The following is a 24584-nucleotide window of genomic DNA, read 5'->3' as shown; positions in this document are numbered from 1 at the left end:
CCCTGGGGGCGGTGAGACTCATCCAAAGGTACAGCGTCTATTGGAGGTGCAATGGAATACGTCAATCTTGGTTCGACCGGCCTGAAGGTCTCTCGCATTTGTCTTGGCACGATGACCTACGGGTCAAAGAAGTGGCGCGAATGGGTGCTGGAGGAGGAAGCAAGCCGGCCATTCATTCAGCATGCTCTGGAGCGGGGCATCAACTTTTTTGATACTGCCGATATGTATTCGGTGGGAGTGAGCGAAGAGATTCTGGGCCGGGCGCTGAAGGATTTCTCTTCTGACCGGGACCGGGTGGTGATTGCGACGAAGGTCTTCAATCCCATGGGCGATGACCCGAATCAGCGGGGTCTTTCACGCAAGCATATTTTTCATGCGATTGATGAGAGTTTGCGGCGTTTGCAGACCGATTACGTAGATCTTTACCAGATTCATCGCTTTGACAAGTTCACGCCGATTGAAGAGACGATGGAGGCATTGAACGATGTGGTGCGCGCAGGCAAGGCACTCTACATCGGCGCTAGTTCCATGTATGCGTGGCAGTTTCAACGAATGCTGCAGGTGAGCGACCAGATGGGACTGGCCCGCTTTGTGACGATGCAGAACCACTACAACCTGGTGTATCGCGAGGAAGAGCGGGAGATGATTCCGTTGTGCGAAGCGGAAGGGATCGGGCTGATTCCTTGGAGCCCGCTGGCGCGCGGATTTCTGATGGGCAATCGCTCGAAGAAGGACCATGGCGAGACGGTGCGCGCCAAGACGGATGAATATGCGCACGGGCTTTACTATCGCGATTCGGACTTTACCGTGGTGGATCGGGTGACGGAGATTGCCAGGAAGCGCGGCGTAAGCAATGCGCAGATTGCGCTGGCATGGATGCTGAGCAAGCCGGGCGTGACGGCTCCGATTGTGGGCGCGAGCAAGATGCATCATCTCGACGATGCATTGGCTGCGCTGGACGTCCACTTGGAAGAGAGCGAGATCAAGGCACTGGAAGAGCCGTATGAGCCGCATCCGATCCTGGGGCATTCCTACTGATCGATCATTCAGAGACAAATAAAGAGGAGGGGCGGATGACGCTCCTCCTCCTTATTTGCGGATGAGAGAGCGCTAGACCTGTACGTTGAAGAGTGCCGTGCTGCCGTTCACGGTGACGCGAACTTCATACTTACCGCCCTGCAAGGTGACGTTGTTGCCGAAGTGCGTGGACTTGCGTCCCTTCCCTTTTGCATGCATCCGCGCGACTGGAACCTTGGTCCATTCCGCACCGGGATTCGAGCGATATTCGATGGTGACGCGTGCGTGCTCGACGGGCTTTCCGTCTTTCTTGATGAAAGCGACCATGTGATGGTTGGGATAAGCAGGCCCACCCTCCATGACGGGTTCGTCTCCACCGTCACGCACCATTTGAGCATTCATGCCGGTGAAGGATTCCGCGGGCAGAATGCGCAAGGTCACGGTGTAGTCACCCGCTTTCTGCGTCTTTACCACGGATGCCTGCGCCGATGCCGCAAGTGGCAGGACGAGCAGGCAGAGGAGGACAGCGCATGCCGAGGCGATCGGCAGACGAATATTGCGATGAAATTTCATGGTGAAACCTTTCGTGACGAGCGGCTTGCCAGTCAGCCGTGAGATTTTCTTCCCTTATTTAGGATGCGATGCATTTCCCGATAGATGGGGTTCGATGAGAAGAGAGATTTGCAGGAGAAAAAAGCCCAGCACAGATGATGGAGGATACGCATCTTCGCTGGGCTTTATGGGGCCGGGCTGGCGACTCGGAACGACTGGGCTGGTCTGAATGGCTACTGGACGGCTGCGGGTTCCGGCTCAAGGATCTGCAGATCGAGGGGCGGTTCGGCCATCCACCCCGCACCAGCAATTTTGCTGAGGGCGAGTTTGAGGCGCGAGTTGACGCATGGCTCCGTGGTGACGACGAAGGGCAGATGGTCTTTGCCGAAGCCGGAACGCTGGAAGAGCGAGTCAATGTTGATTCCCTGAGCGGCCATGGCTCCGGCGATTTCAGCGACGATGCCGGGCTTGTCTTTGACGACGAAGCGAACATAGTGGCGGAGTTCGAATTCGCCGGTGACGCTGGCTGAGGCGGCATCGGGAGTGCGGCGCGCGGCGCCGGCGGAGATGGCCGCGAGATCAGAGACTACCGCCACGGCGGTAGGATTGCCGCCGGCTCCGTGGCCAGAGAAAACAACATCGCCACCGTAATGACCGGTGAGCAGCACCATATTCTCAGTGCCGCGTGACCAGGCAAGCGGCGAACTCAGAGGCACCAGCATTGGGCCAACGAGCGCGAGAACGCCGCCGCCGCGCACGTCTGCCCGGGCAATGGGGCGGATGGTGCAGCCGAGATCCTTGGCGTAGGCGAAGTCGATGGCGCCAACCTGGCGAATGCTTTGGCAGGTAATGGCTTCTGTAGACAGGTTTACGCCGAGCGCGAGACGCGACAGGATCACCAGCTTGGCGCGCGCGTCGAAGCCATCCACGTCTTCTGTGGGATCAGCCTCGGCATAGCCACGACGCTGGGCCTCGGCCAATTCGTCGGCGTACTCCGCGCCCCCTTCCATGCGGCTGAGGATGAAGTTGGAGGTTCCGTTGAGAATACCCTCCAGCCGAACGACACGATCGCCGGCGAGGCCGGACAGGAGGCCGGGAATGACAGGAATGCCTCCGGCGACAGCCGCGCCGTAGAGCAGATGCACGCCATGCTGGCGGGCAAGAGCTTCGAGTTCGATTCCCTGCGCGGCGATGAGCTTTTTATTGGCCGTGACGACCGACTTGCCCGAGGACAGCGCGCGGCGCACCCACGCTCCGGCGGGGTCGAGACCGCCGACCAGTTCCATGATGATGTCGGCCTCCGAGGCAAAAATCTGCTCGGGGTCTTCGGTCCAGGTGACGCCTGGCAGCCAGTCCACACGCTTGCGGCTCACATTGCGATTGAAGACATGCGTCAGGGTAAGGTCTGCCGAAGCACGCTCATTGAGAATGCGCGCCACAGAAGCGCCAACGGTTCCAAAACCAAGCAAAGCAACTTTCAAAGGCAAATCGAGACTCCAGAGCGCTGACGAGGCGCAGAGATTAACTCCATCCTAAGGGCAAATGCGTGAGGCATCGGTCGAGAATCGGCGAATTACAGCAGAAATTGGCAAAGCGGGAAAAGCGAAGGTGCATGACCGGATTGATTTTTGAGTTGCTCTTTGCCGGAGAGATGGCAGAAACTGCGGACTGAATCATGCCTCGACCCAAGAAGTCCGCCAATCCGTCCTCCTTGCAGAGTGAGGTACCGAATAAGCCCATCAGCCTTCGGACACTCGGCGAATATCTCGACCTCTCGCCTGCCACCATTTCGCTGGTGCTGAACAACGCGCCGGGGGTGCGCTCGATTCCGCAGGAGACGCGCGACCGCGTGGTGGCAGCGGCGAAGAAGTTCGATTACCGGCCCAGTTTTTATGCGCGGTCACTGCGCGGGCAGCGAAGTTTTCTGATCGGCGTGCTGGTGCCGGAGCTGAGCGACGGATATTCGGTGCACATTCTGGACGGCATGGAAGAGATTCTGATGGAGGAAGGCTACTTCTATCTGACGGCCAGCCATCGGCGCAAAGCGGATTTGATCGAAGAGTATCCGAGGCTGCTGATGGACCGCTCAGTCGAGGGCTTTCTGGTGATCGACACGGCGCTGCAGCACAGCCTGCCGCTGCCAGCGATTGCGGTACCGGGTCACCGGAATATTCCCGGGGTGACGAATATCGTGCTGGATCACCGTCGCGCGGCGGAGCTTTCGCTGCGGCATCTGCACCAACTCGGGCATCGGCGCATCGCCTTTATGCGTGGGCGGCCGAGCAGCTCAGACGCGGAAGACCGCTGGAACAGCCTGATGGCGGTAAGCCGCGAGTTAGGCATTGAAGTTTTGCCGGAGCTGACGATGCAGGTGGAGAATACGACTTCGACGCCGGAGCTGGGCTTCCCTATTACGAATGAATTGCTGCAGAGAACGCGCAAGTTCACAGCCATCATCGCCTTTAACGATCTTGCCGCGGTGGGGTCGATTCGTGCGCTGCGCAACCATGGATTGCGCGTGCCGGAGGATGTGTCAGTGGTAGGCTTTGATGACTTTGAGGCCGCCGCGTACTACAACCCGAGCCTGACGACGATTCGCCAGCCGCTGCGGCAGATGGGTTATATGGCCGCTCGACTGCTTCTGGCGAAGATTCGCGGCGAAAAAGAACTGCCGCCCGAGGTGCCGATTGTGCCGGAGTTGATTATTCGCGAATCGACGCTGCCTCCACCTTCTGCCAGCACGCGGAAGCGATAGCGGTTCCGCGTGCGGCAGAAAGCGGCGGCCGATTACCCGGGAAGGACGCGGCCTCGGCACTCGCCGAATCCGATGCGGCGGTGGCCGGGCTTTTCGCACCATCCTCTGAAGATGACCTCATCGCCATCCTGAAGGAATTTGCGCTGCTCTCCGTTAGGGAGAGTGAGGGGGTGGGCGCCGCGCTGAGTGATTTCGAGCAGACAGCCGAATGAACCTGCTTCGGGGCCGCTCACGGTTCCAGAAGCCATCAGGTCGCCCGGTTCGAGCGGACAACCGTTGCTGGCGTGATGGGTGAGCATTTGTGCCAGTGTCCAGTACAAATACTTCAGATTGCCCCGGCTGACGACGGCGGGCGCTTCCTGCGCGGCGCGCATCTGCCCGGTGAGGATGGAGACTTCCAACTGAATATCAAAGCCGCCCTGCGCCTGGTCCCGGGGATCGTTGAGATATGGAAGCGGAACGGGATCGCCCTCAGAGCGCGCGAGCGCCGGAATACGAAAGGGCTCCAGCGCATCGAGGGTGACGATCCAGGGCGAGAGCGTGGTGGCGAAGTTCTTCGCGAGAAATGGGCCGAGGGGCTGGTACTCCCAGGCTTGCATGTCACGCGCGGACCAGTCGTTGACGAGGCAGAGACCGAAGAGGTGGTCTTCTGCCTCAGAAATGGGGATGGCCTCGCCGCGTGCGTTGCCGCGACCGACAAAGAAGCCCATCTCTAACTCATAGTCGAGCAGACGGCTCGGGCCGAAGGTGGGCGCGGCGGCATCGGGAGCTTTGGTTTGGCCGTGAGGCCGGCGAACTTCGGCTTCGCTGACCAGCAGTGAGGAAGCTCGGCCGTGGTAGCCGATGGGAACGTACTTGTAATTGGGCAGCAGAGGATTGTCGGGGCGGAAGAGGCGGCCTACATTCGTTGCATGATAGATGGACGCGTAGAAGTCGGTGTAATCGCCGATGCGCGCGGGCAACAGCATTTCTGCCGTGGCTTGCGGGACCAGAAGACGTTCATCGCGAACTTTGCTGTGCTCACTGAGCAGGATAGCTGCAGCCTCTCGCACCGCATGCGCAGCGGTGCGGCCGAGCGTCATGAGTGCGTTGAGTGTGGGTTGTCGGCAAGCGTCGCGGATGGGCCGCGAAAGCTGATCAAGATAACCGAGATCGAGGCACGCATGCAGATCGAGAATGCTGTCGCCAATGGCCATGCCGATGTGCGGCTTACCATGGCGACGAAAGACACCAAAGGGCAGATTCTCCAGCGGGAAATCAGTGGCTGGATCATTGGCTTCAGCGATCCAACTGCGTAACTCGCTCATGCGGTCTCCTTCATGGCCTGGGCGAGAGTCTCGACAGGCTCGGTGAATGAGCAGGAGCCAAAGCTGATGAGGCCGTGCTGCCGCGCTGCTTCAATTTGCGAATGGGTGAAGCGATGTTCGCGCCAGCGGAAGGTAGCCGGCGTCCAGGTGAACTCCGCGGCGCTGGTGCTGGCGAGAGCCATCAGAAGCTCTTCGCGAGACGCCTGAGCCTGTGCCAGCAATGATGCCGCCAACACATTCAGAAAGCCGTGCATGACAGCTGTTGGCGCACCAGGCTCGTAAGTGAGCGGGTATTCACCGCGCAAGGCATGGTGCAGCCCTGCGGTGGCCTTGCAGGCGACGCCGGCCTGTGCGCAGGCGAGAAGGAAATCCGCAACCGCTTCGATGCCGGGGATCGCTTCCGCAGTGACGCCGCCGGTGCGGATTTTGGCGTGCGCCTTGTGCTTATGCAATACCGGCAATATGTGCGGCAGAGCTTCTGCGGAGCATTCCACGAAGCGGGTGATTTGTGTGGGATAGGCAGACAGCGTGTCTTCCACTTGCTGGGCGGCTTGCTGCGCGGAATCGGCGCGCAGCTCCAGGGCATCGAGGAAGGCCAGGCCGCTGGTGAAGTTTTGCATGGCGGCGATATCGGCTTCGCGGTCCGCGGAGGCGAGCAGCGAGAGCATCCAGGGGCGTTCGCGCTCGGCACAACAATTTGCTTCGAGTGCGGTTGCAAATTCAGGCAGGCGCGTGGCCGGCAGGATGAAGCGGCCGAGCATCCATGCATCGGCGCCGCGCGCATACTGCGCATAATTGCGCACGGCCTCCTGCATGGATAGAGCGGCAGGCGGAAACAGGCCCGCGTAATCGACAGCATGAGACATCAGCACTTGCACGGCGTTTCTCAATCAGGTCCTCTACTTCCCTTTTATGGCGTTGCGGAAGTTATTTTTCAATCCCTGCCAGCACTCGTAGTACTCGTGCTGCAGGATGCGCGTTTCGAGCGCGAACTGCGTGGGCCGCACGACGAGCTGGGTCTCAAACATGAAGGCCAGCGTGTCTGCCAGGTAATGCGGCTTGAGGTCTGCGCTGGTGGCGCGCTCCCAGGTTTCGGCATCGGGACCATGGCCGCTCATGCAATTGTGCAGGCTGGCTCCGCCGGGGACAAAGCCCTCGGCCTTGGCGTCGTACTGGCCGAAGATGAGGCCCATGAATTCGTTCATCATATTGCGATGGAACCACGGCGGGCGGAATGTGTGCTCGGCGACCATCCAGCGCGGCGGAAAGATGACGAAGTCGCAGTTGGCAGTGCCATGCACGGCGGAAGGCGCGGTGAGCACGGTGTAAATGGATGGGTCAGGATGGTCGAAGCTGACCGAATTGATGCAGTTGAAGAGCTTGAGGTCGTACTTGTAGGGCGCATAGTTGCCGTGCCAGGCCACCACATCGAGCGGAGAGTGATCGATGGGGGCCGACCAGAGGCGGCCGAGAAATTTGCCGATGATGCGAAAGTCGCCATCGACATCTTCAAAGGCCGCAACAGGCGCGAGAAAATCGCGTGGGTTGGCAAGGCCATTGGCGCCGATGGGGCCGAGATCCGGCAGGCGGAAGCTGAGTCCGTAGTTCTCGCAGACGTAACCGCGCGCGGCTTTGTCTTTGAGCTCGACGCGGAATTTGATGCCGCGCGGAATGACGGCGATCTCTCCGGGAGCGACCTCAAGGATGCCAAGCTCGGTGTGCAGGCGAAGCGCGCCAAGTTGAGGCACCATGAGCAGCTCGCCATCCGCGGAGTAAAAGAAGCGGCCCTGCATGCTTGCGTTGGCTGCATAGATGTGAATGGCGACCCCGGTCTGCATGGCCGGGTCGCCGCCGCCGCCAATGGTGACGAGCCCGTCTACGAAGTCGGTCTTCTCTTCGGGGATCGGCAGCGGGTTCCAGCGCAACTGATTGGGCGAGGTGGGCACCTCATGGAACGGGCCGGTGCGGATGAGGCCGGAGGGAATCTCTTCAAAGGGCTTGTGGGTGACGGACGGGCGAACGCGGTAGGTCCACGTGCGCCGGTTGGTGACGCGCGGCGCGGTAAACGGCGTGCCGCTCAACTGTTCGGTGTAGAGGCCGAAGGCGGTTTTTTGTGGGGCATTCTGCCCGGCGGGCAATGCTCCGGAGACAGCCTCGGTTGCGAACTCATTGCCAAAGCCGGATTGATATGGAAGTGCCTGTTCTGCCATGGATGATCCTCTCTCGCAGATCGCATTTCGCGAAACACTCTAAGCTATCGGGCCGCGCGGCGGTTGGCAACCGGCCTGAGCGGAATGTATGCGAAACCGCTATGCTGCCGTCATGGGATCGGATGCGGAACTGCTTCAGATTGTGGATGCGGCGACGGCTGAGGCCGCGCAAAAGTCTGGCGACTGGCTGGCTTGCAGACCGGGATGCACGCAATGTTGCGTGGGCGTCTTTGCGATTTCGCAACTGGATGCGGAGAGATTGCGGCATGGATTGACGGCGCTGGCAGAGGTGGATACCGAACGAGCCGGGGCGGTGCGCGAGCGGGTGCGGAGATCGCTGGAACGGATCGCGGAAGATTTTCCTGGAGACGTGGAGACAGGCGTTCTGGCGGAAGAGGATGAGGGCTTTGAAGAGCGCTTCGCCGAATATGCCAATGACGAAGTATGCCCGGTGCTGGACCCGGAAACGGGACTCTGCGACCTGTACGTGGCTCGGCCGATGACCTGCCGTACCTTTGGGCCTCCTGTAGAAAGCGCTGATGGGCTTGCAGTGTGCGAGTTGTGCTTTGTGGGCGCGCCGGAAGACGAAGTGGCCCGATGCGCGGTGTCACTGGAGCATGCCGGAGCCATGGAAGAGACACTGACCCGGGAAGCAGAATCAAGAAGCCATCAAGCTGGGCCGACCCTGGTGGCCTTTGCTCTCAGGAAAACTTGAAACGTAGCCACAACTCCGGCCCGCAAGATCGGGTCTATGACCTGTAACCGCAGCTCAATGCTGCTGTTGGCGGCAATCTGGCAGGAAATATCTGCGAACAGATTGCCTGCAAATCAGGAGGTGTAGGCACAAATGAAAAAACTTTTGATGACAGCTGTAGCTGCTGCGATGTTGAGCACGGGTATGGCCTATGGACAGGTTTTTGTGCGCATTGGACCGCCCCCGCGCGTGGTGGAACGGCGTCCGCCGCCCCCGGGACGGCACTATGTGTGGATTGAGGGCTACCAGCGATGGAATGGGGAGCACTACGTGTGGGTTCACGGCTACTGGGCGAGACCACCGCGTCCGCATGCGGTTTGGGTTCCGGGGCATTGGACTCATCGGCACCGCGGCTGGTTCTGGGTGGAAGGACACTGGCGCTATCGCTAAACTGCCTTTGAAAGCAATAAAGAGGGGAGAGATCCTAGAATCTCTCCCCTCTTTATTGCCATGACGCGAAAGGAATCGTAGCTATTTCTTTGAGGAAGAACCGCGTGGCCGGTACTTTTTCCCCTGACTGCCACGACGACGCAGCAGGGAGACTTTGCGACAGTGAGGACATTCCCAAGGGTAGTATCCCAAGAGTGTAAACACACTGGTCTGGAGAAGCCCGCGTCGAGAGATTCTAAAAACGTCAGCGGACTTGCAGAACTTGCAGATTGGCAGATTCGTCTGGGCGCTTTCCAATAGTCTTACTCGTCACTCAAACTGAACTTTTGTAGTTTTGCGCGAATTCTATTTCCTTTATTTCGCGCCTATACGGTATCCGGTCGTCTCACGTAGTGTAACTGCCACCAAGGTGGGATACGAGTATTCCTGGAAGGAAGCTGGAAATCTGTATGGGGCAATGGCCGCAATCCCCACCCTCGGCACTGTATGAAGGGATCAAAAAAGTGGTTTTCGGGGCTCTGCTTTACACTGATAGGGATGATTCCTACCCTCACCTGGACCGAAAAAGGGGTCGAGTTTCTCGACCAGACCCGTCTTCCCCTGGAAGAAACCTACGTACTTGCAACGACTTATCAAGAAGTTGCAGATGTCATCACCACCATGGTGGTGAGGGGCGCACCTGCGATTGGCGTTTCTGCCGCCATGGGCGTGGCTCTGGGCGTGAAACAGAGCCCAGCCACCACGGTGGCCGACTTGACGCCAGAGTTTGAGCAAATCTGCCGCGTGCTTGCGGCTACCCGTCCGACGGCCGTGAATCTCTTCTGGGCCATTGCGCGCATGCGAGAGGTTTATCAAAAGCTTTCGGCTAAACCGGGCATTTCCATCCCGGAGATTCGAGAAATTCTGATTGCCGAAGCGAACAAGATGTATGAGGAAGACATCGCCTCGTGCCGTGAGATGGGGAAAAACGGAGCTGAGTTACTTCCCCGCTCCGGAGGCGTGCTGACGCATTGCAATGCCGGCGCTCTGGCGACCTGCGGCTACGGGACGGCGCTGGGCGTGATTCGCGCGGCTGTCGAGGCCGGAGCCGAGATTCAGGTTTACGCCGACGAGACGCGTCCGTTTTTGCAGGGAGCGCGTTTGACCGCATGGGAACTGCTGCACGACAACATTCCGACCACGGTAATTTGCGACAACATGGCTGCCAGCATGATGCGTCGCGGCAAGATTCAGGCCGTGGTGGTTGGCGCGGATCGCATTGCGGCCAACGGTGATGTCGCCAACAAGATCGGCACCTACGGCGTGGCGGTGCTGGCTAAAGAGCACGGCATTCCGTTTTATGTGGCGGCCCCTTGGTCAACGATCGATATGGAGACGCCGACAGGCGACACGATTCCGATTGAAGAACGCCCGGCGGTAGAAGTAACGCACCACGGCGGCAAGCAGCTTACGCCGGAGGGCGCGGGAATCGAGAATCCGGCGTTTGATGTGACTACTGCCCAATACGTAACCGCGATCATTACAGAACGCGGCGTGCTGCGTGCCCCTTATCCGGAATCACTGGCCGAGTTGGCTGCAACCCCGGCGGGAGCCTAGCGCCATGATCCTGATCGTGATGGGCGTGAGTGGCGCTGGAAAATCGACCATCGCCGAAGCCCTGGTGAAGGCCACGGGATGGCAATTTGCCGAAGGCGACGACTATCACAGCGACGCGAACCGGAAGAAGATGCACAGCGGCACTCCGCTGACCGACGAGGACCGGGCACCATGGCTGGCCTCGCTGCATGAAGTGCTGGAGAGTTGGGCGAGGCGAGACGAGAGTGGCATTATGACCTGCTCGGCCTTGAAGCAGACGTACCGCGACACACTGGCGAAGGGGCTGCCGGAGGGCAGCTATCACTTTGTGTTGCTGGAAGTGCCGCGCGCCGAGTTACAGAAGCGCCTGGAGCATCGCGCTGGGCACTTCATGAGTCCGGAACTGCTGGATAGCCAGCTTGCAACGCTGGAAGAGCCTAAGGATGCACTGCGCATCCAGGCCGAAGGTTCGCCAGATGAAATCGCGGGCAAAATTCTGGCGCAAATTCGTTCGCTGTGAATCATAAAGAAGAAACAATCTGCCGACTCGTAGCGGCATGAAGGGTTGGGAATGGCAATTACAACGATTTTCTTCGGATTTCTCCTGATTCTGCTTGGAGTGTTTGGTTATGTTGGCACGGGCAGCCATGCGCCAACCGCTCTGATTCCGGCGTATGTGGGCGCGGTGCTGGCCATTCTGGGCTGGTTTGCGCGCACTCCCAATCCGAAGCGCCGCATGATGATCATGCACATTGCGGTGACGATCGGACTGCTCGGGTTTCTGGGTACCGTTCCTGGGATTTATCACTGGGTGCAGATGATGCAGGGCCACCAGGTTCTGCGCCCGGTCGCAGAACAGGACAAAGCTGCAATGTCGCTGATCCTGCTGGCGTACGTGCTGCTGTGCGTTCGCTCGTTTATCAATGCAAGGCGCGCACGCGCCTGATCGCGCTGCTTTTGTAGATTTGACCAGCCAATTGGCGGAGACTCTTCGATGCGAATGAGCAATTTTTCGATGCGGGCAGAACGTGGCAGCGCAGGCCGGCATCGGACGCGGGCCGAAGAGCCGAAGAAGAAGCCGCGTTTGCGGCGCGTGATGCCCGAGGTCTGGGCGCTGATTCGCCCGCGGAAATGGCTGATGCTGTTTGGCCTGGTGCTGATGGCGATCAACCGGGTTGCCGGACTGTTTCTGCCAGTTTCGACCAAGTACCTGGTGGATCATGTGCTGGATCAGCATCATGGCAACATGCTGCTGCCGCTGGTGGGCGCGGTGTTTGTGGCCACCGCGATTCAGGCCGCCACATCGTACGCTCTGACGCAATTGCTCTCAAAAGCCGCGCAACGCATGATCGCTGATCTGCGCAAGCGGGTGCAGCGCCACGTGGGCCGGCCGCCGGTGCGCTTTTATGATGCGAACCGAACGGGTGTGCTCGTATCTCGCATCATGAACGACGTCGAGGGCATTCGGAACCTGATCGGCACGGGGCTGGTGCAGTTTGTGGGTGGGCTGCTCACGGCTCTGCTGGTCTTTGGTTTTCTGCTGTATCGCAGCCGCAACATGACCCTGATCATTTTTGGCGTCGTGGTTCTGTTTGTGCTGATTCTGCAGCAGGCGTTCAAGACAATTCGCCCCATCTTTCGCGAGCGCGGGCGCATCACCGCGGAAGTGACAGGCCGGCTGACGGAATCGCTCGGTGGCGTGCGTGTGGTGAAGGGCTATCACGCCGAGGACCGCGAGACGCGCGTCTTTGGTGAAGGCGTGGACCGGCTGCTTGCCAATGTGATCAGTTCCCTCACCGCGACCAGCGTACTGTCGTTTGCCGCGACCACAGTGATGGGAGTGGTTGGCGGGCTGGTGATGCTGATGGGCGGGCACCTGGTGCTGCGCGGCAAAATGACCACCGGCGATTACTTCCAGTACACGATGCTGCTGGCGTATATGATTGCTCCGATCTTCCAGATTGTTTCTGTGGGCACTCAATTGACCGAGGCCGCAGCAGGATTGGACCGGACGCTTGAGGTGCTGGACGAGTCGGATGAGTTTGCTGATCCGAAGCGCGTGCGCGTGTTGGATGAGATCGAAGGCAGAGTCACTTTTGAAGATGTGCATTTTGCCTACGAGCCAGACAAGCCGGTCATCAAGGGCGTCAGTTTTGAAGCGCAGCCGGGAACCGTGACGGCCCTGGTGGGTTCGTCGGGGTCGGGGAAATCGACGATCATCAGTCTGGTGTGCGCGTTTCATAATCCCGAGAGCGGCCGCGTACTGGTGGATGGCATTGACCTGACCACCGTGCAACTGGACAGCTACCGGGCACAACTGGGCGTGGTGCTGCAGGAGTCTTTTCTCTTTGACGGCTCGATTCGCGCCAACATTCTCTTCTCGAATCCGGACGCGTCCGAACAACAGTTCCTTAGCGCCTGCAGCATTGCGCGCGTGGATGAATTTGCCGAGCGCTTCCCTGAAGGCTACGAGACGATTGTGGGCGAGCGCGGGGTGAAGCTCTCGGGCGGGCAGCGGCAGCGGCTCTCGATTGCGCGCGCGATTCTGGCTGACCCTCGCATTCTGATTCTGGACGAGGCAACGTCGTCGCTGGACTCGGAGTCAGAAGCGATGATTCAGGAAGGTCTGAGCTACCTGATGCAGGGGCGCACAACGTTTGTGATTGCGCACCGGCTTTCGACGATTCGCCGTGCAGACCAGATTCTGGTGGTGGAGAGTGGCGAGATTGTCGAGCGCGGCAGTCATGCGGAGCTCTTCGCTCTGGGCGGCCGCTACTGGGATCTCTACACGCGCCAGCATGGGCTGGAGCAGAATCTGTTTCTTGCTCCGGGCGAGGGCGATACTGTCGAGGCGAAGTAAGACGCCTACTTCAAGTAGGCGCGTACCAGGTCGATCAAGTCCTCTGAAAGTTCGGCAGTCAACTCAGGCGAACCTTCGCCGAGATGATGCCGAATGTGATCTTCGAGCACCTCGGCCATCAACCCATTGATTCCGCCGCGGATGTTTGCCAGCAGCATGAGAATGTCTGCGCAGTCATCGTCGGCGGTCAGCAAACGTTCGATGGAATCCACCTGCCCGCGGATGCGCTTGATGCGGGCAATCAGCTTCTGCTTTTCCTTGTCGCGTTGGGTCATCTTTTTGTTGACTATATCCTAGGGGGGTATGGTATTTTGAGGTTGGTAAGGATGAATTCTTACTCCTCACCTGAAAACGAAAGTTATGAGCATGCACACCACACAAGAACCTCCGAGTAGACGGACTTTCTCTTTGTGTTGTGACGAGCGATCTGCAAAACGCCATTAAGCACCGCAGGCGATTCTCACCGCTCATCACATCATACGACCCGTGATTCGAGCGTGTGAGCAGGCATTGGTATCTAAGCCAGACTCACTCCCTCCTTAACCAGCTACGGCGTGGCCTCACTGCTGTGCGCCTTCGCACAGCGCGGGAAGCGTGCGCCCATGCCTGATGGAGGAACCATGTTTCCCTTTGTATCCGTTCGACAGAAGACTGAATCACTGCGCCGCATCTGGATTGCGGCTGAAAACACGCAGGGCGGCCTCATTTCTGTGTGGGTTGCTGAGCCGCAGGAGCACCCTGTAAACGAACAACCGGAAATGGCAGAAGAAACGGGAGAATTGCGTTGGTGCGCTTAAAAAACGAGCGCACCGGAGATTGTTTCCTCACCGATTTCTGACCGTCCCTCTCCAATGCGGGCAGGTGTTTTGCACGGATTGCAATAGAACCGCGATAAGCTGTCCGCGACAGAGTGACAGCATGAGGAGATCTCTTGCGTAGCGTTTGGATTGTCATTGCTTCCCTGCTTCCGGCGTTGGCCTCGGCGCAGACCCCAACGCCACTGCCGGACGCGCCGCAGGCCGCTTTGCGCTGGAGTGCGCCAGCCGGTGGTTATCTAAGATTGGGCCTTGAGCATTGGAAAAGTGGCGATGTTCAGGTGCTTGCCGATAGCCCGGCGGATCAAGAGCGTTCCAGGAATGACGCGCCGCTACTGACGATGTTTCCTCATCCGGACGGGAAGCCGTGGATGATTGCCGGGCAGGCAAATATCATCTTCCAGGCTCATGGTGGCTTTCACTCGCCTTACAGCGGGCCGAACAGCTTCAGCGGCGGCGGCGAGTACAAGACTTCCCTGCTCGGCACGCTCTATACCGGCTATGCGTGGCATTTCAATTCTCACGATGAGACGGACTTCATTGTGGATGTGGAGTCGGCTGGTGGGCGCGGATTGAGCCAGGCGCTGGGTCTGGCGGGATTCACGAATCTGGATGTGGTGCGGAATCCTAACCTCGGCTCCACGCCCTACCTGGCGCGAGGCGAGATTTTGCAGATCATCGGGTTGAGCCGCAAGATGGTCGCGCAGGATCGCGATCCGTTTGACCTTGCAACAAAGGTTCCCGCACGGCGGATCGAGATTCGCGTGGGCAAGATGAGCCTGCCGGACCAATTTGACGCCAATGAAGCGGGCAGTGACAGCCATCTGCAGTTTATGAACTGGACGGTGGACAACAACGGCGCATGGGATTACGCGGCAGACACGCGGGGTTACACCGTGGGCGGCATCCTCGAGTATGATTCGCCGCAGTGGGATTTTCGCTACGGCATTTTCGCCATGCCCACGGTTGCCAATGGAGAGACTCTGGATTGGGCCTTCAGCCGTGCGAACGGGCAGAACTGGGAGTTTGACTGGAACCATTCGCTGCTACGAGGAAAGCATGGTGTGTCGCGAGTGCTTGCATATGTGAATCATGCCGATATGGGCAATTATCGTGAGTCGGTGCAGGACTACCGGAGCGATCTGACTTCGACACCAGAGATTAGTGACACAGAGCGCCAAGGGACTGTGAAATACGGGTTTGGATGGAATGACGAACAGGACATCACCAATCATCTGCGCGTCTTCAGCCGGTTTGGGTGGAATCCTGACAAGCATGAGTCCTTTGCCTTCACGGAAGTGGCGCAGACTGTAGAAGCAGGCGGCGACTACAACGGCGCACAATGGGGGCGGCCGGTCGACAAGATTGGCTTTGCCTTTGTCAGCAATGCCATCAAAAAAGACCACCAGCGCTATCTGGCGCTGGGTGGTCTCGGATTTCTGCTTGGTGACGGCCATCTGCGCTATGGCCGCGAAAATATTGAAGAGAGCTATTACAACCTGCATGCCTGGCGCGGAATGTATTTCGCGCTGGATATGCAGCATATCGATGACCCTGGTTATAACCGGGACCGCGGGCCGGTGTGGGTAGAGGGCGTGCGCGCGCACGTCGACTTTTAACTACTGGATTTGTCCATTCGCTCCAGGTGGAATGTGCGAGGTGAGGCCTTTCGTAAGGAACTCACGCATGACATTTTCAATCGCGTCGCCGGCTATGACCACAAGTCCGTTCTGTATCGTGATGCGCGCGGAGCGATCATGAGGACTGAGATAGAGATTGGACGCTCCAGCAGCCGTGAAATCGCCCAGCAGTTCAGAATAGTTGGGCTGCGCTCGCCCGTTGTCGCCCCGTGCGACAAACGCGGAACGGATGGCATACCAAAGCCGGGACCCGGTGCTGCCATGCCCTTTGTAGAAGTAACGAGGGTCCTGATGCAGCCATGAGGCATAGACGGCTCCGCCGGTAAAGCGCGCGATAGCGCCGTCAGCATAAGAAGCGCCAAAACGCTTGCCGTAGCCCTGCCATCCGCCGCCGTAGCCGGGATAGTATCCGGCTCCCTGCTCGACACCCGCCAGACCGGCCGCCACCGCAAAGGTGTAGGGATCGGTGATGACATGCAGCGCGAGATCGTATTTTAGTTTCGAAGTGAGCGGCGCGGCATTCCATTCATAGCTGGTAGAGAAATTTGGGATGAAGCCGAGGATGCGCTGCTTTTCCTCAAGCTTCACCTGAGCGGTGGCAATCTCAACCGGGGAGGCGACTACCTTGACGGTGGTGACCGCCTTGGGCACGGGAACGATGGTGATGGAGAGCTTGTAATGCTCTCCGGAGCCCAATGCGACCGTTGGAGGAGTTGCCGGCAGAAAGCCTGTGGCGGATGCTTTCACGTTGTAGTTTCCGGCCGCGAGGCCTGTTATGCGAAACTTTCCGTTGGCATTTGAGTGTACGTCAATCGGGGACGGCAATCCCTGACTGCTGACGGTGATTGTCACCCCGCCAACGCCTGTTCCCCGCGGATTGGTCACAGTGCCGAGAATGACGCCCGAGCCATGCGGATCGCTGTACGCCGGTGCATCCGGCAGTCCGGAAACAGACCGGAGTGGCATAGCCAGAGCTTTTGCTTTCGCCGGGATAGAGAGCAGAAAACACAACGACGCCGCACCGACAATTGCCGGCACGGTCAGCTTCGGCAGCAAGGAAGCAAGGGTTCTAATTGGATGGGGCCGAGTACAGAGGATTTGAATAGACACACAGGTGGGATGCGGGAACACAGCAGCGTGTCATTTGAGCAGGCGAAGCAAAGGCTGCTCCTGACTGTGAAATGTGTCAGATAGCAGCCTCAGATTATGTATTCTTCGAAGTCTCTCAAAGAATAGATCAGCTATTTGCCATGAGCGCCTGGAGGAATGTGATGCGTGAGCTTACGCGAAAGAAATTCGAGTAACTCATCTTCGAAGGCGTCTCCGGCAACCAGAATCGCGCCGTTCTGCAGCGTGGTGCCGAGACCTCGGTCGCTGGGCGAACTGTAGGCGTTGGATATGCCGGCAGAGGTGAAGTCGCCGAGAAGCCCCGAATAGTTGGGCTCCCACTTTCCATTGTCTCCGCGCGCAACGAAGGCCGAGCGGGCCGCATACCACATACGAGAGCCAACGCTTCCTGTGCCGCGATAGAAGTAGCGGGGATCCTGGCGGAAGACAGAAGGCAGGAGTCCATCGCCAATGATGCGGGAAACAAATATGTCTGCGTAGGCCGCGCCATACCGTTTGCCGTAACCCTCGGCTCCGCTGCCGTAGCCTGACTGGAGACCAGCCACCTGCTCTGCGCCGGCCGCGGCTGCGGCTTCAAAGGGCGTGAAGGGATCCAGGAGAGAGTGAAAGGAAAGAGCCATCTTCTGCTTCGCGTCGAGAGGCGCGGCGTCCCAGACATAGCTGGTATAGAAGTTGGGAACAAAGCCCAGAATGCGCTGTTTCTCTTCGAGGTGAAGCTGAGCGGTGGCAATCTCCTGCTCGCTAGCCGTAACTTCCACAGTGGTGGATGACTGGGGAATGGGTGTTGCCGTGATGGAGAGCCGGTAAACTTCTCCATCGCCAAGAGCCACTGTAGGCGCCGTGGTGTTGAGGAAGTGCGTCGCAAACACCGTGACGGTATAGTCGCCGGAACCGAGGCCGCCGATCGTGAACTTTCCTTGTGTGTCCGTTTTGGTGGACATTGGCGCCGGCAAGGACTGCCCGCGGACATTTACTTCAGCATTTGCAATGGGCTCGCCCGTCGGGTCCACCACTGTGCCACTGATGACTCCGCTATGAGCAGTTCCCGCTGGATCGGGAGCATTGGGCAAAGCCGATGCTGCGGAGGCCAGCATAGCGGTTTGCGCATGGGATGGTAGCGTGGCGCTCAAAAAGATGAAAAGGAATAGCGGAAGAGACGCCGCGAAAAATTTATGAACAGAGCAAGCCATCTGAGACTTCAAACATACCTCTAAAAGATGAAAAGTTGCTGAATGTACTACTGCCCCTGAAGACAATGACGGATGCGATAGACAAGTGCCAACTTCGGAGTAATAGCCAAAAACCGAGCTGTCTTATTGCACCCGTATTGGATGCGGTGCATTTTCAGGAGTTGCTGAAAAGTAACGTAAGCTGCTTATTTGACGCACATTTCACCCGGGCGTCATGTGAATGACATTCATGAAGCTTTCAGCAAGCTAGTTGGAATAAGAAATAGCCGTGGGCGTGAAAGGCCGGGGCCGCGATCGCTGTTTGCCCGACGCCTTGCAAAGGAAACTCCCGCAGGGCATAGTGCCTGCGGGAGCATTTTCAAACGAAACTTCGCGGTGACGCTACTATCTGGTTTCCACCAGATCCGTTCCGGTCATCTGCGGCGGCTCAGCGAGGCCGAGCATGTGCAGGATCGTAGGCGAAACATCACGCAGTGATCCGCCAGCTTTGAGGTGATGCTGCTTGACGTGCTCAGAGACCGCGATGAACGGCACGGGATTGGTGGTGTGAGCGGTATGCGGGCCGCCGGTGACGGGGTCCACCATCAGCTCTGCATTGCCGTGATCGGCCGTGATGAGCATGGAACCGCCATGCTGCTTGATGGCCTGATAAAGCTGGCCGAGGCAGGCATCGACCGTTTCGACGCCGCGGATGGTCGGCTCCAGTTTGCCGGAGTGACCCACCATATCCGCATTGGCGAAGTTGACGACAATGACGTCGAAGGCCGTGTCCTGAATGGCCTTGGTGACTGTATCGGCGATACCCTGCGCGGACATCTCCGGCGCGAGATCATAGGTTGCCACCTTCTGAGATGGAACCAGGATGCGATCTTCACCGGGGAACGGCTTCTCGATGCCGCCATTGAAGAAGTAAGTGACGTGCGCGTACTTCTCCGTTTCGGCGACGCGCAGGTTGCGAAGGTTGGCTTGCGCCAGCACATCGGCGAGCAGGTTCTCCATGGACTGCGGCAACAACACAGAGGGCAGCGAGAAGTTCTTGTCGTACTGCGTCATGCACAGATAGTGCAGGTTCTTTGGAACTTCGTTGCGCGGAATGGTGACGTCGAGATCTTCCGCTCCAGGCAGTTCGCGGCCTTCTTCCTTGGAGAGACCGCTGTTGCGGGCCAGCACGCGCGTGATCTGGCGGGCGCGGTCTGCCCGGTAGTTGAACATGATGCAGACATCTTCGTCCTGAATGCGGGCGACGGGCTGCCCCTGCTCATCTGTAACCACAAACGGCACAATAAATTCGTCCGTGACTTCGTTCTGGTAGCACTCGCGCACGCGAGCCACAGGATCGTGGTAAGCGCCACCTTCGGTCTGGCCTTTCACCATGGCGTCGAAGGCGAGCTTTTCACGTTCCCAGCGGCGGTCACGGTCCATGGCGTAGTAGCGGCCACTGACGCTGGCAATTTTGCCCACCTGATACTCGCGCATCTTCTGCTGCAGGGCTTCGAGATAGCCCGCGCCGCTGGTGGGCAGCGTATCGCGGCCATCCATGAAGGCATGCACGAAGACGCGGGTAACCCCGTGCAGACGAGCGGCCTTGAGGAGCGCGTACAGGTGATTCTGATGCGAGTGAACGCCACCATCGGAGACGAGCCCAAAGAGATGCAGGGCGCGATTGTTCTGCGTTGCTTTTTTGAGGGCGTCGAGCAGCTTGGGATCATTGAAGAAATCACCATTCGCAATCATGGCGTCGATGCGGGTGACTTCCATCTGGACGACACGGCCGGCACCAAGATTCAAGTGGCCAACTTCACTGTTGCCCATCTGGCCATCGGGCAGACCGACAAAATGCTCGGCAGCGCGAATGAGCGTGTTGGGGAACTCGGCCAGCAGCTTGTCATAGGTTGGCTTGCGAGCCAATGCGATGGCATTGTTGGCGGTTTCGGCACGATAACCCCATCCATCAAGAACGGTCAGGACAACAGGTTTGGTACGAGCGGACACGCGGACTCCTCAGTGTGAAATTTATTTTGGCGATTGCGGTGAGGCCGGAGTGGAAGAAGGCGCAGCAGGTGCGGAGTTCTGCTGCTCATACTTTTGCGCGGCCGCCTGAATCTCAGCCTTGTGCGCCTGGATCACTTCCATGGCGATCTGCTGGCCGAGCTTTGCACCGGCTTCCTGACTTTCGCGCGTGATGGCGGGCAACTGCTTCACAAGATCCTGCCCCGCGGGCGTCTTATAAAAAGCGATGGCCGCGGCGGCGTCGCGCGTGGAGAGATGTTCTTTGTAGATCGCGATCACCTGCGCATCAAAGTCGGCGCTCTTGAGGCGGGTCTCAATATCGTCGATCACATCCGCTGGAATGAATGGCGGCATGACCTGATGGAGATACTTCATCATGTTGGTCATGGTCTGCTTTTCGAGCGCATCGGCTCCGGACAACTGCAGAAGCTCATGGGCCTGTGCGTCGGTGATGGGATGTGCGGGCGGCGCGGGTTTGGATGCGGCCGATGGGGCGGGATGGGCTTGAGCCATGGCGGGAACCGAAGCTATGAGAGCCGCGGCCAAAAGCAGAGGGTAGCGCATGAGGTTCTCCAAACGGACGTGCTGTGGAACAGAAGAAAAAGGCGGCGAACCGTGTGGATTCGCCGCCGAGGGAGTTTATTCGCCGAAGTTGACCGCTTCGAGTCCGAGGAATTCGCCCGTCTGGCCAAGCTGCTCTTCGATGCGGAGAAGCTGGTTGTACTTGGCGATGCGATCGGTACGCGAGGCTGATCCGGTCTTGATCTGGCCGGCGCCGGTGGCCACTGCCAGGTCGGCGATGAAGGTGTCTTCCGTTTCGCCGCTGCGGTGCGAAATGATCGAGGTATAGCCGTAGCGGCGGCCCAGCTCAATGGCCTCAAAGGTCTCGCTGACGGTGCCGATCTGATTCACCTTGATGAGAATCGAGTTGGCAATTCCCTCTTCGATGCCGCGCTGCAGGCGCTCAGTGTTGGTCACGAAGAGATCGTCGCCCACCAACTGAATGCGCGAGCCAACCAGTTCAGTGAAGTAGCGCCATCCCTGCCAGTCGTCCTCAGCAAAGCCGTCTTCGATGGAGATGATGGGATACTGGCGGGTCCAGCTCTCCCAGTATTGCGCCATCTCCTCGCTGGTCTTCTCGCTCTTGTCTGACTTCTTGAAGATGTACTTGCCCTTCTCCTTGTCATAGAACTCGCTGGCAGCGGGATCGAGAGCAATGGCGACATCTTCGCCGGCCTTATAACCGGCCAGTTCGATGGCTTCGAGAATGACTTCAATCGCCTCGGTGTTCGAGGACAGCGAAGGAGCAAATCCGCCTTCGTCGCCGACCGCGGTGTTGTAGCCCTTCTTCTTGAGTACGCCCTTGAGGGTGTGGAAGATTTCCGCGCCCCAACGAAGTGCTTCACTGAAGCGTTCCGCGCCGACGGGCATGACCATGAATTCCTGGAAGTCCACGTTGTTGTCAGCATGCGCGCCACCGTTGAGGATGTTCATCATCGGGGTGGGCAGGATGGAAGCGTTTGCGCCGCCAAGGTAGCGGTAAAGAGGAATCTTGAGCGAGTTGGCCGAGGCGCGAGCCGCAGCCATGGAGACGGCGAGAATCGCATTGGCGCCAAGGCGGCCCTTGTTGGGGGTGCCGTCGAGCGCAATCATCGTGGCATCGAGCAGGCGCTGGTTGGCGGCGTCCATGCCTTCCAGTTCCGGAGCGATGACCGACTCGATGTTGTCGACTGCCTTGAGCACGCCCTTGCCAAGGTAGTGGCTCTTGTCTCCGTCACGCAGTTCCACGGCTTCGTGCTCACCGGTGGAAGCTCCGCTGGGAACAGCGGCGCGGCCGAGCGTACCGTCGGCAAGAAGAACGTCTGCTTCGACCGTGGGGTTGCCGCGCGAATCCAGAATCTCGCGCGCGTGGATGGCAGCAATCTCAGTCATATGACTCCTCAAAATCTGGTGTTGTAAGCGATCATTGAGCCCGGGACGGCGGTCTACGGGAATCGGCTTCCCGGAGGCTCCAGCGATAATGTCCACAAAACTACTCATTTTCTTCGTGATTCCAACGCGATTCTAACAAAGGCAAACGATGTCTATCGGCCCCGGCGGGCCTTTTCGAAAAGAAGATGGATGGGTAACCGCAATGGTTCGCCTCCTCTTCGCATGCTGTTGCTGGCCATTCATGCAGACTAAGCTGATTTCACAGGCGGATTACGCATCTGAATACGAGAATGCGCGCCGTGAGCCTTTCCGCCTGCAACGAGCGACTTTTGGAAACAGGCAGGGTCAGAATCCCTGCAGGAGGAGTCAATGAACTTCGTTCGACTCAGCGCAACGCTACTGGTCTGCGGCAGCCTTTGCGCGACCGCCGCGCGGGCCCAGCAGAGCACGCCGGGCTCTCAGCAGCAGCCGGCGCAGAATAGTCAGAATTCGCAGGATCAGTACACCGGCGTCTCGAATCCGCCGGATACCCCGATTGTGACGAACGAGCCGATGACGGAGCCGGACAGCCAGCAGGATGAGCAGCCGCTGCCGACCTATACCGGATCGTCCGCCAAGCCTTCCCCTGCCGTGCCCGCGCAACCGACGCTGGTCCCCCGGCCCTCGGCACAGAGCAGCACAGTCCCTGCGAGCGCTCCCTCGACGCAGAGCTACACCGCGCCCGTTTCAAACGGAAACGTGACCGGCAACGCGGGGAGCAATTCCGCGAATGCGAGCAGCAATCCTGACCGCTGGGACAATACGGATTTCGGCATCGTCACAAAGATTCAGCAGCCGCTCGCCCCGGGTAATGCGCAAAATGCGGCCGCGCAGAACAGTGCCAGCCTGACGGACCGCCAGAACCCGGACTACGGCATTGTGAGCGTGATTCCCTTCACGCCGAATGCTCTCAATGCCGGAACGAATATTCCCGTTCGGCTGCTGCAACCGATCTCAACCGATTCGACGTTCCGGGGCACCCCTTTCCGTGCCACCGTGACCGCAAATGTGTATCGGGGCGGGCAGGTGATCATTCCGGCCGGTTCTGAATTGCGCGGCATGGTCACAAGCGCGCATCCGGGCCATCGCCTGCGGGGACGGGCGGAGTTGAGGCTGACGCCGCAACTGGTATTGCTGCCGGATGGCACGGCCTATCACCTCGACGCCCAGGTGGTGTATAGCGCGGCGCCTCATACGCAGACGTCCAACGAGGGCGTAATTCGTCCGAGCATGCATCTGGCGAAGGACGCGACGGAATACGGCGTGGGCGCGGGAGCCGGCGCCATTGTGGGAGCGCATTTCGGCCCCGGTGGCGCGCTGGTGGGCACCATGGTGGGAGCCGGTGCGGTGACGGCTCACCTGCTGATGCAGCCGCCCAGCGCGGTAACCCTGCCGCGCAACACTCAACTGGTTTTCAGCCTGATGCAGCCGATGGCGCTGACACCGACACGCAACTAGACCCGAACAGCGGCAAACAACAAAGATCCCGGAGCGGCGGCTCCGGGATTTTTGTTTCCAGCGACTGCATTTAGAGCTACTCTGCCGTGGATGCACCATGCCAGCTACAGACCGCTCGGAACGCTTACCCACTGGGTCGCCTGCTTCTGGTTTTGGGAGGGCGCACCGCAGCCCCATGGGCAGGAACAACTGATGCCGAACGGCGAGGCCAGCATTGTTTTCAATCTGCGCGAAGAGCCAATCCGGTTATATGACTCTGAGAATCGGGCGCGGTTTGAGAGCTATGGAGCAGCGGTCTTCAGCGGACCGCGCACGCGGCCCTTTGTCATTGACTCTTCGCAGCAGGAACGGGTCTTCGGGATTCAGTTTCGGCCAGGCGGAAGCTGGCCATTTTTCGCGCCTCCATTGAGCGAGTTTGCCAATCTGAGTATTTCGCTGAACGATCTCTGGCAGGGCGGAGCCGGAGAGCTGCGCGAGCAGTTGCTGGCTGCCCGGGAACCGGCAACCATGTTTGCTGTTGCGGAGCAGTGCCTTCTTCGGGCTATGCGGCGGGATGAGGGGATGCATCCGGCAGTAGGCTATGCCTTGCAGCGTCTAGCCTGGGATTCCTCGACACTGCTTGAGGTATCAAAAGCTATCGGATTGAGCCAGCGAAGGTTTTCAGATCTGTTCCGTCATCAGGTGGGGCTTTCGCCCAAGGCCTTTCACCGGCTGAGCCGCTTTCAGCGGGTGCTCGCGCAGGTGCATGGGCAAACTGCGGTGAACTGGACAGCGGTGGCACATGAATGCGGCTATTATGATCAGCCGCATTTTAATCACGACTTTCGCGAGTTCTCAGGCTTTTCCCCGGGCGATTATCTTTCTCGCGCTACAGAACACAGAAATCACGTCCCGCTCGATTGAATTTTTTGCAGGATTTCCGTTTTTTACAAGCCGAGGCCCGCTACGCCGC

23 protein-coding genes are annotated in these 24584 nt (G+C 59.0%); 12 read left to right on the top strand and 11 right to left on the bottom strand.

Annotated features, from left to right (window positions below; all coding sequences use genetic code 11):
• Nucleotides 1-51 precede the first annotated feature (51 nt).
• On the top strand, nucleotides 52-1038 hold the full coding sequence (locus tag ACP_RS01575; RefSeq protein ID WP_012680720.1) for an aldo/keto reductase: 987 nt from the start codon (nucleotides 52-54) through the stop codon (nucleotides 1036-1038).
• 72 nt (nucleotides 1039-1110) lie between these two features.
• Here ACP_RS01575 and ACP_RS01570 read toward each other — a convergent pair whose 3' ends face one another.
• Together ACP_RS01570 and ACP_RS01565 are read right to left on the bottom strand one after the other, a co-directional pair.
• Entirely contained in the window at nucleotides 1111-1590 is a 480-nt protein-coding gene (locus ACP_RS01570; RefSeq protein ID WP_012680719.1) for a hypothetical protein, read from the bottom strand.
• A 212-nt stretch (nucleotides 1591-1802) separates the two neighbouring features.
• The gene (locus ACP_RS01565; protein WP_274426285.1) at nucleotides 1803-3050 is read right to left on the bottom strand and encodes a homoserine dehydrogenase; all 1248 of its coding nucleotides are present in this window, start codon (nucleotides 3048-3050) and stop codon (nucleotides 1803-1805) included.
• Between the two features lie 194 nt (nucleotides 3051-3244).
• Between ACP_RS01565 and ACP_RS01560 the strand changes: the two genes are divergently transcribed.
• On the top strand, nucleotides 3245-4324 hold the full coding sequence (locus ACP_RS01560) for a LacI family DNA-binding transcriptional regulator (protein WP_012680717.1): 1080 nt from the start codon (nucleotides 3245-3247) through the stop codon (nucleotides 4322-4324).
• 32 nt (nucleotides 4325-4356) lie between these two features.
• On the opposite strand, the gene fahA is transcribed toward ACP_RS01560, so the two are convergent.
• From fahA to hmgA, 3 genes are read right to left on the bottom strand one after another with little or no spacing between them, the layout of a single operon-like run.
• Nucleotides 4357-5631: a fumarylacetoacetase gene (gene fahA, locus ACP_RS01555; RefSeq protein ID WP_012680716.1), complete on the bottom strand. Its 1275-nt coding sequence runs from the start codon at nucleotides 5629-5631 to the stop codon at nucleotides 4357-4359.
• Complete coding sequence (locus tag ACP_RS01550; protein ID WP_041839791.1) at nucleotides 5628-6497, bottom strand: hypothetical protein; 870 nt, start codon at nucleotides 6495-6497, stop codon at nucleotides 5628-5630. Before ACP_RS01550 ends, fahA begins: the two co-directional genes overlap by 4 nt.
• Before the next feature lie 33 nt (nucleotides 6498-6530).
• Nucleotides 6531-7841 carry a homogentisate 1,2-dioxygenase gene (gene hmgA / locus ACP_RS01545; protein WP_012680714.1) on the bottom strand — a complete coding sequence of 437 codons (1311 nt, stop codon included), beginning with the start codon at nucleotides 7839-7841 and terminating at the stop codon, nucleotides 6531-6533.
• Between the two features lie 88 nt (nucleotides 7842-7929).
• Between hmgA and ACP_RS01540 the strand changes: the two genes are divergently transcribed.
• From ACP_RS01540 to ACP_RS01520, 6 genes are all read left to right on the top strand, one after another.
• Entirely contained in the window at nucleotides 7930-8556 is a 627-nt protein-coding gene (locus ACP_RS01540) for a YkgJ family cysteine cluster protein (RefSeq protein ID WP_012680713.1), read from the top strand.
• Between the two features lie 147 nt (nucleotides 8557-8703).
• Nucleotides 8704-8985 (top strand): hypothetical protein, encoded by a 282-nt coding sequence (locus tag ACP_RS17575; protein ID WP_238525620.1) that lies wholly within the window; start codon nucleotides 8704-8706, stop codon nucleotides 8983-8985.
• Between the two features lie 537 nt (nucleotides 8986-9522).
• Nucleotides 9523-10581, top strand: a complete 1059-nt coding sequence (gene mtnA, locus ACP_RS01535; protein WP_012680712.1) for an S-methyl-5-thioribose-1-phosphate isomerase — start codon at nucleotides 9523-9525, stop codon at nucleotides 10579-10581.
• Nucleotides 10582-10585: 4 nt separating this feature from the next.
• Nucleotides 10586-11080, top strand: coding sequence for a gluconokinase (locus ACP_RS01530; protein WP_012680711.1), 495 nt, complete (start codon nucleotides 10586-10588; stop codon nucleotides 11078-11080).
• 51 nt (nucleotides 11081-11131) lie between these two features.
• A complete protein-coding gene (locus ACP_RS01525; RefSeq protein ID WP_012680710.1) occupies nucleotides 11132-11506 on the top strand; it encodes a hypothetical protein in 375 nt (124 codons plus the stop codon).
• Between the two features lie 48 nt (nucleotides 11507-11554).
• Nucleotides 11555-13420, top strand: a complete 1866-nt coding sequence (locus ACP_RS01520) for an ABC transporter ATP-binding protein (RefSeq protein ID WP_012680709.1) — start codon at nucleotides 11555-11557, stop codon at nucleotides 13418-13420.
• 5 nt (nucleotides 13421-13425) lie between these two features.
• Here ACP_RS01520 and ACP_RS01515 read toward each other — a convergent pair whose 3' ends face one another.
• Nucleotides 13426-13695, bottom strand: a complete 270-nt coding sequence (locus ACP_RS01515; protein WP_012680708.1) for a metal/formaldehyde-sensitive transcriptional repressor — start codon at nucleotides 13693-13695, stop codon at nucleotides 13426-13428.
• 345 nt (nucleotides 13696-14040) lie between these two features.
• On the opposite strand from ACP_RS01515, the gene ACP_RS18215 reads away from it, so the two are divergent.
• Both ACP_RS18215 and ACP_RS01510 read left to right on the top strand, forming a co-directional pair.
• Nucleotides 14041-14217, top strand: a complete 177-nt coding sequence (locus ACP_RS18215; RefSeq protein ID WP_169305888.1) for a hypothetical protein — start codon at nucleotides 14041-14043, stop codon at nucleotides 14215-14217.
• 134 nt (nucleotides 14218-14351) lie between these two features.
• Nucleotides 14352-15854 carry a carbohydrate porin gene (locus ACP_RS01510; RefSeq protein ID WP_012680706.1) on the top strand — a complete coding sequence of 501 codons (1503 nt, stop codon included), beginning with the start codon at nucleotides 14352-14354 and terminating at the stop codon, nucleotides 15852-15854.
• Here the strand turns inward: ACP_RS01510 and ACP_RS01505 are convergent, their stop codons facing one another.
• The 5 genes from ACP_RS01505 to eno all read right to left on the bottom strand — a co-directional run bounded on the left by ACP_RS01505 (nucleotide 15855) and on the right by eno (nucleotide 22135).
• Complete coding sequence (locus ACP_RS01505) at nucleotides 15855-16841, bottom strand: carboxypeptidase-like regulatory domain-containing protein (RefSeq protein ID WP_052294639.1); 987 nt, start codon at nucleotides 16839-16841, stop codon at nucleotides 15855-15857.
• Between the two features lie 275 nt (nucleotides 16842-17116).
• Nucleotides 17117-18097 (bottom strand): carboxypeptidase-like regulatory domain-containing protein, encoded by a 981-nt coding sequence (locus ACP_RS01500; RefSeq protein WP_052294638.1) that lies wholly within the window; start codon nucleotides 18095-18097, stop codon nucleotides 17117-17119.
• Between the two features lie 480 nt (nucleotides 18098-18577).
• Entirely contained in the window at nucleotides 18578-20185 is a 1608-nt protein-coding gene (gene gpmI, locus ACP_RS01495; RefSeq protein ID WP_012680703.1) for a 2,3-bisphosphoglycerate-independent phosphoglycerate mutase, read from the bottom strand.
• A gap of 21 nt (nucleotides 20186-20206) precedes the next feature.
• Entirely contained in the window at nucleotides 20207-20767 is a 561-nt protein-coding gene (locus ACP_RS01490) for a DUF2059 domain-containing protein (protein WP_041839173.1), read from the bottom strand.
• A 75-nt stretch (nucleotides 20768-20842) separates the two neighbouring features.
• Nucleotides 20843-22135, bottom strand: coding sequence for a phosphopyruvate hydratase (gene eno / locus ACP_RS01485; protein WP_012680701.1), 1293 nt, complete (start codon nucleotides 22133-22135; stop codon nucleotides 20843-20845).
• Between the two features lie 369 nt (nucleotides 22136-22504).
• Here eno and ACP_RS01480 point away from each other — a divergent pair, with 369 nt between their 5' ends.
• Both ACP_RS01480 and ACP_RS01475 read left to right on the top strand, forming a co-directional pair.
• A complete protein-coding gene (locus tag ACP_RS01480) occupies nucleotides 22505-23632 on the top strand; it encodes a TrbI/VirB10 family protein (RefSeq protein ID WP_012680700.1) in 1128 nt (375 codons plus the stop codon).
• A 90-nt stretch (nucleotides 23633-23722) separates the two neighbouring features.
• The gene (locus ACP_RS01475) at nucleotides 23723-24535 is read left to right on the top strand and encodes a helix-turn-helix domain-containing protein (RefSeq protein WP_041839172.1); all 813 of its coding nucleotides are present in this window, start codon (nucleotides 23723-23725) and stop codon (nucleotides 24533-24535) included.
• Nucleotides 24536-24584 lie beyond the last annotated feature (49 nt).

The organism is Acidobacterium capsulatum ATCC 51196 (assembly GCF_000022565.1).
Taxonomy (GTDB): Bacteria; Acidobacteriota; Terriglobia; order Terriglobales; family Acidobacteriaceae; genus Acidobacterium; species Acidobacterium capsulatum.
This window is presented reverse-complemented; position numbering and strand designations above follow the sequence as displayed.

Coding starts and splice junctions, on each gene's coding strand:
- ACP_RS01575 (WP_012680720.1), top strand. CDS start 52: ATGGAATACGTCAATCTTGGTTCGACCGGCCTGAAGGTCTCTCGCATT.
- ACP_RS01570 (WP_012680719.1), bottom strand. CDS start 1,590: ATGAAATTTCATCGCAATATTCGTCTGCCGATCGCCTCGGCATGCGCT.
- ACP_RS01560 (WP_012680717.1), top strand. CDS start 3,245: ATGCCTCGACCCAAGAAGTCCGCCAATCCGTCCTCCTTGCAGAGTGAG.
- fahA (WP_012680716.1), bottom strand. CDS start 5,631: ATGAGCGAGTTACGCAGTTGGATCGCTGAAGCCAATGATCCAGCCACT.
- ACP_RS01550 (WP_041839791.1), bottom strand. CDS start 6,497: ATGTCTCATGCTGTCGATTACGCGGGCCTGTTTCCGCCTGCCGCTCTA.
- hmgA (WP_012680714.1), bottom strand. CDS start 7,841: ATGGCAGAACAGGCACTTCCATATCAATCCGGCTTTGGCAATGAGTTC.
- ACP_RS01540 (WP_012680713.1), top strand. CDS start 7,930: ATGCGAAACCGCTATGCTGCCGTCATGGGATCGGATGCGGAACTGCTT.
- ACP_RS17575 (WP_238525620.1), top strand. CDS start 8,704: ATGACAGCTGTAGCTGCTGCGATGTTGAGCACGGGTATGGCCTATGGA.
- mtnA (WP_012680712.1), top strand. CDS start 9,523: ATGATTCCTACCCTCACCTGGACCGAAAAAGGGGTCGAGTTTCTCGAC.
- ACP_RS01530 (WP_012680711.1), top strand. CDS start 10,586: ATGATCCTGATCGTGATGGGCGTGAGTGGCGCTGGAAAATCGACCATC.
- ACP_RS01525 (WP_012680710.1), top strand. CDS start 11,132: ATGGCAATTACAACGATTTTCTTCGGATTTCTCCTGATTCTGCTTGGA.
- ACP_RS01520 (WP_012680709.1), top strand. CDS start 11,555: ATGCGAATGAGCAATTTTTCGATGCGGGCAGAACGTGGCAGCGCAGGC.
- ACP_RS01515 (WP_012680708.1), bottom strand. CDS start 13,695: ATGACCCAACGCGACAAGGAAAAGCAGAAGCTGATTGCCCGCATCAAG.
- ACP_RS18215 (WP_169305888.1), top strand. CDS start 14,041: ATGTTTCCCTTTGTATCCGTTCGACAGAAGACTGAATCACTGCGCCGC.
- ACP_RS01505 (WP_052294639.1), bottom strand. CDS start 16,841: ATGCCACTCCGGTCTGTTTCCGGACTGCCGGATGCACCGGCGTACAGC.
- ACP_RS01500 (WP_052294638.1), bottom strand. CDS start 18,097: ATGCTGGCCTCCGCAGCATCGGCTTTGCCCAATGCTCCCGATCCAGCG.
- ACP_RS01490 (WP_041839173.1), bottom strand. CDS start 20,767: ATGCGCTACCCTCTGCTTTTGGCCGCGGCTCTCATAGCTTCGGTTCCC.
- eno (WP_012680701.1), bottom strand. CDS start 22,135: ATGACTGAGATTGCTGCCATCCACGCGCGCGAGATTCTGGATTCGCGC.
- ACP_RS01480 (WP_012680700.1), top strand. CDS start 22,505: ATGAACTTCGTTCGACTCAGCGCAACGCTACTGGTCTGCGGCAGCCTT.
- ACP_RS01475 (WP_041839172.1), top strand. CDS start 23,723: ATGCACCATGCCAGCTACAGACCGCTCGGAACGCTTACCCACTGGGTC.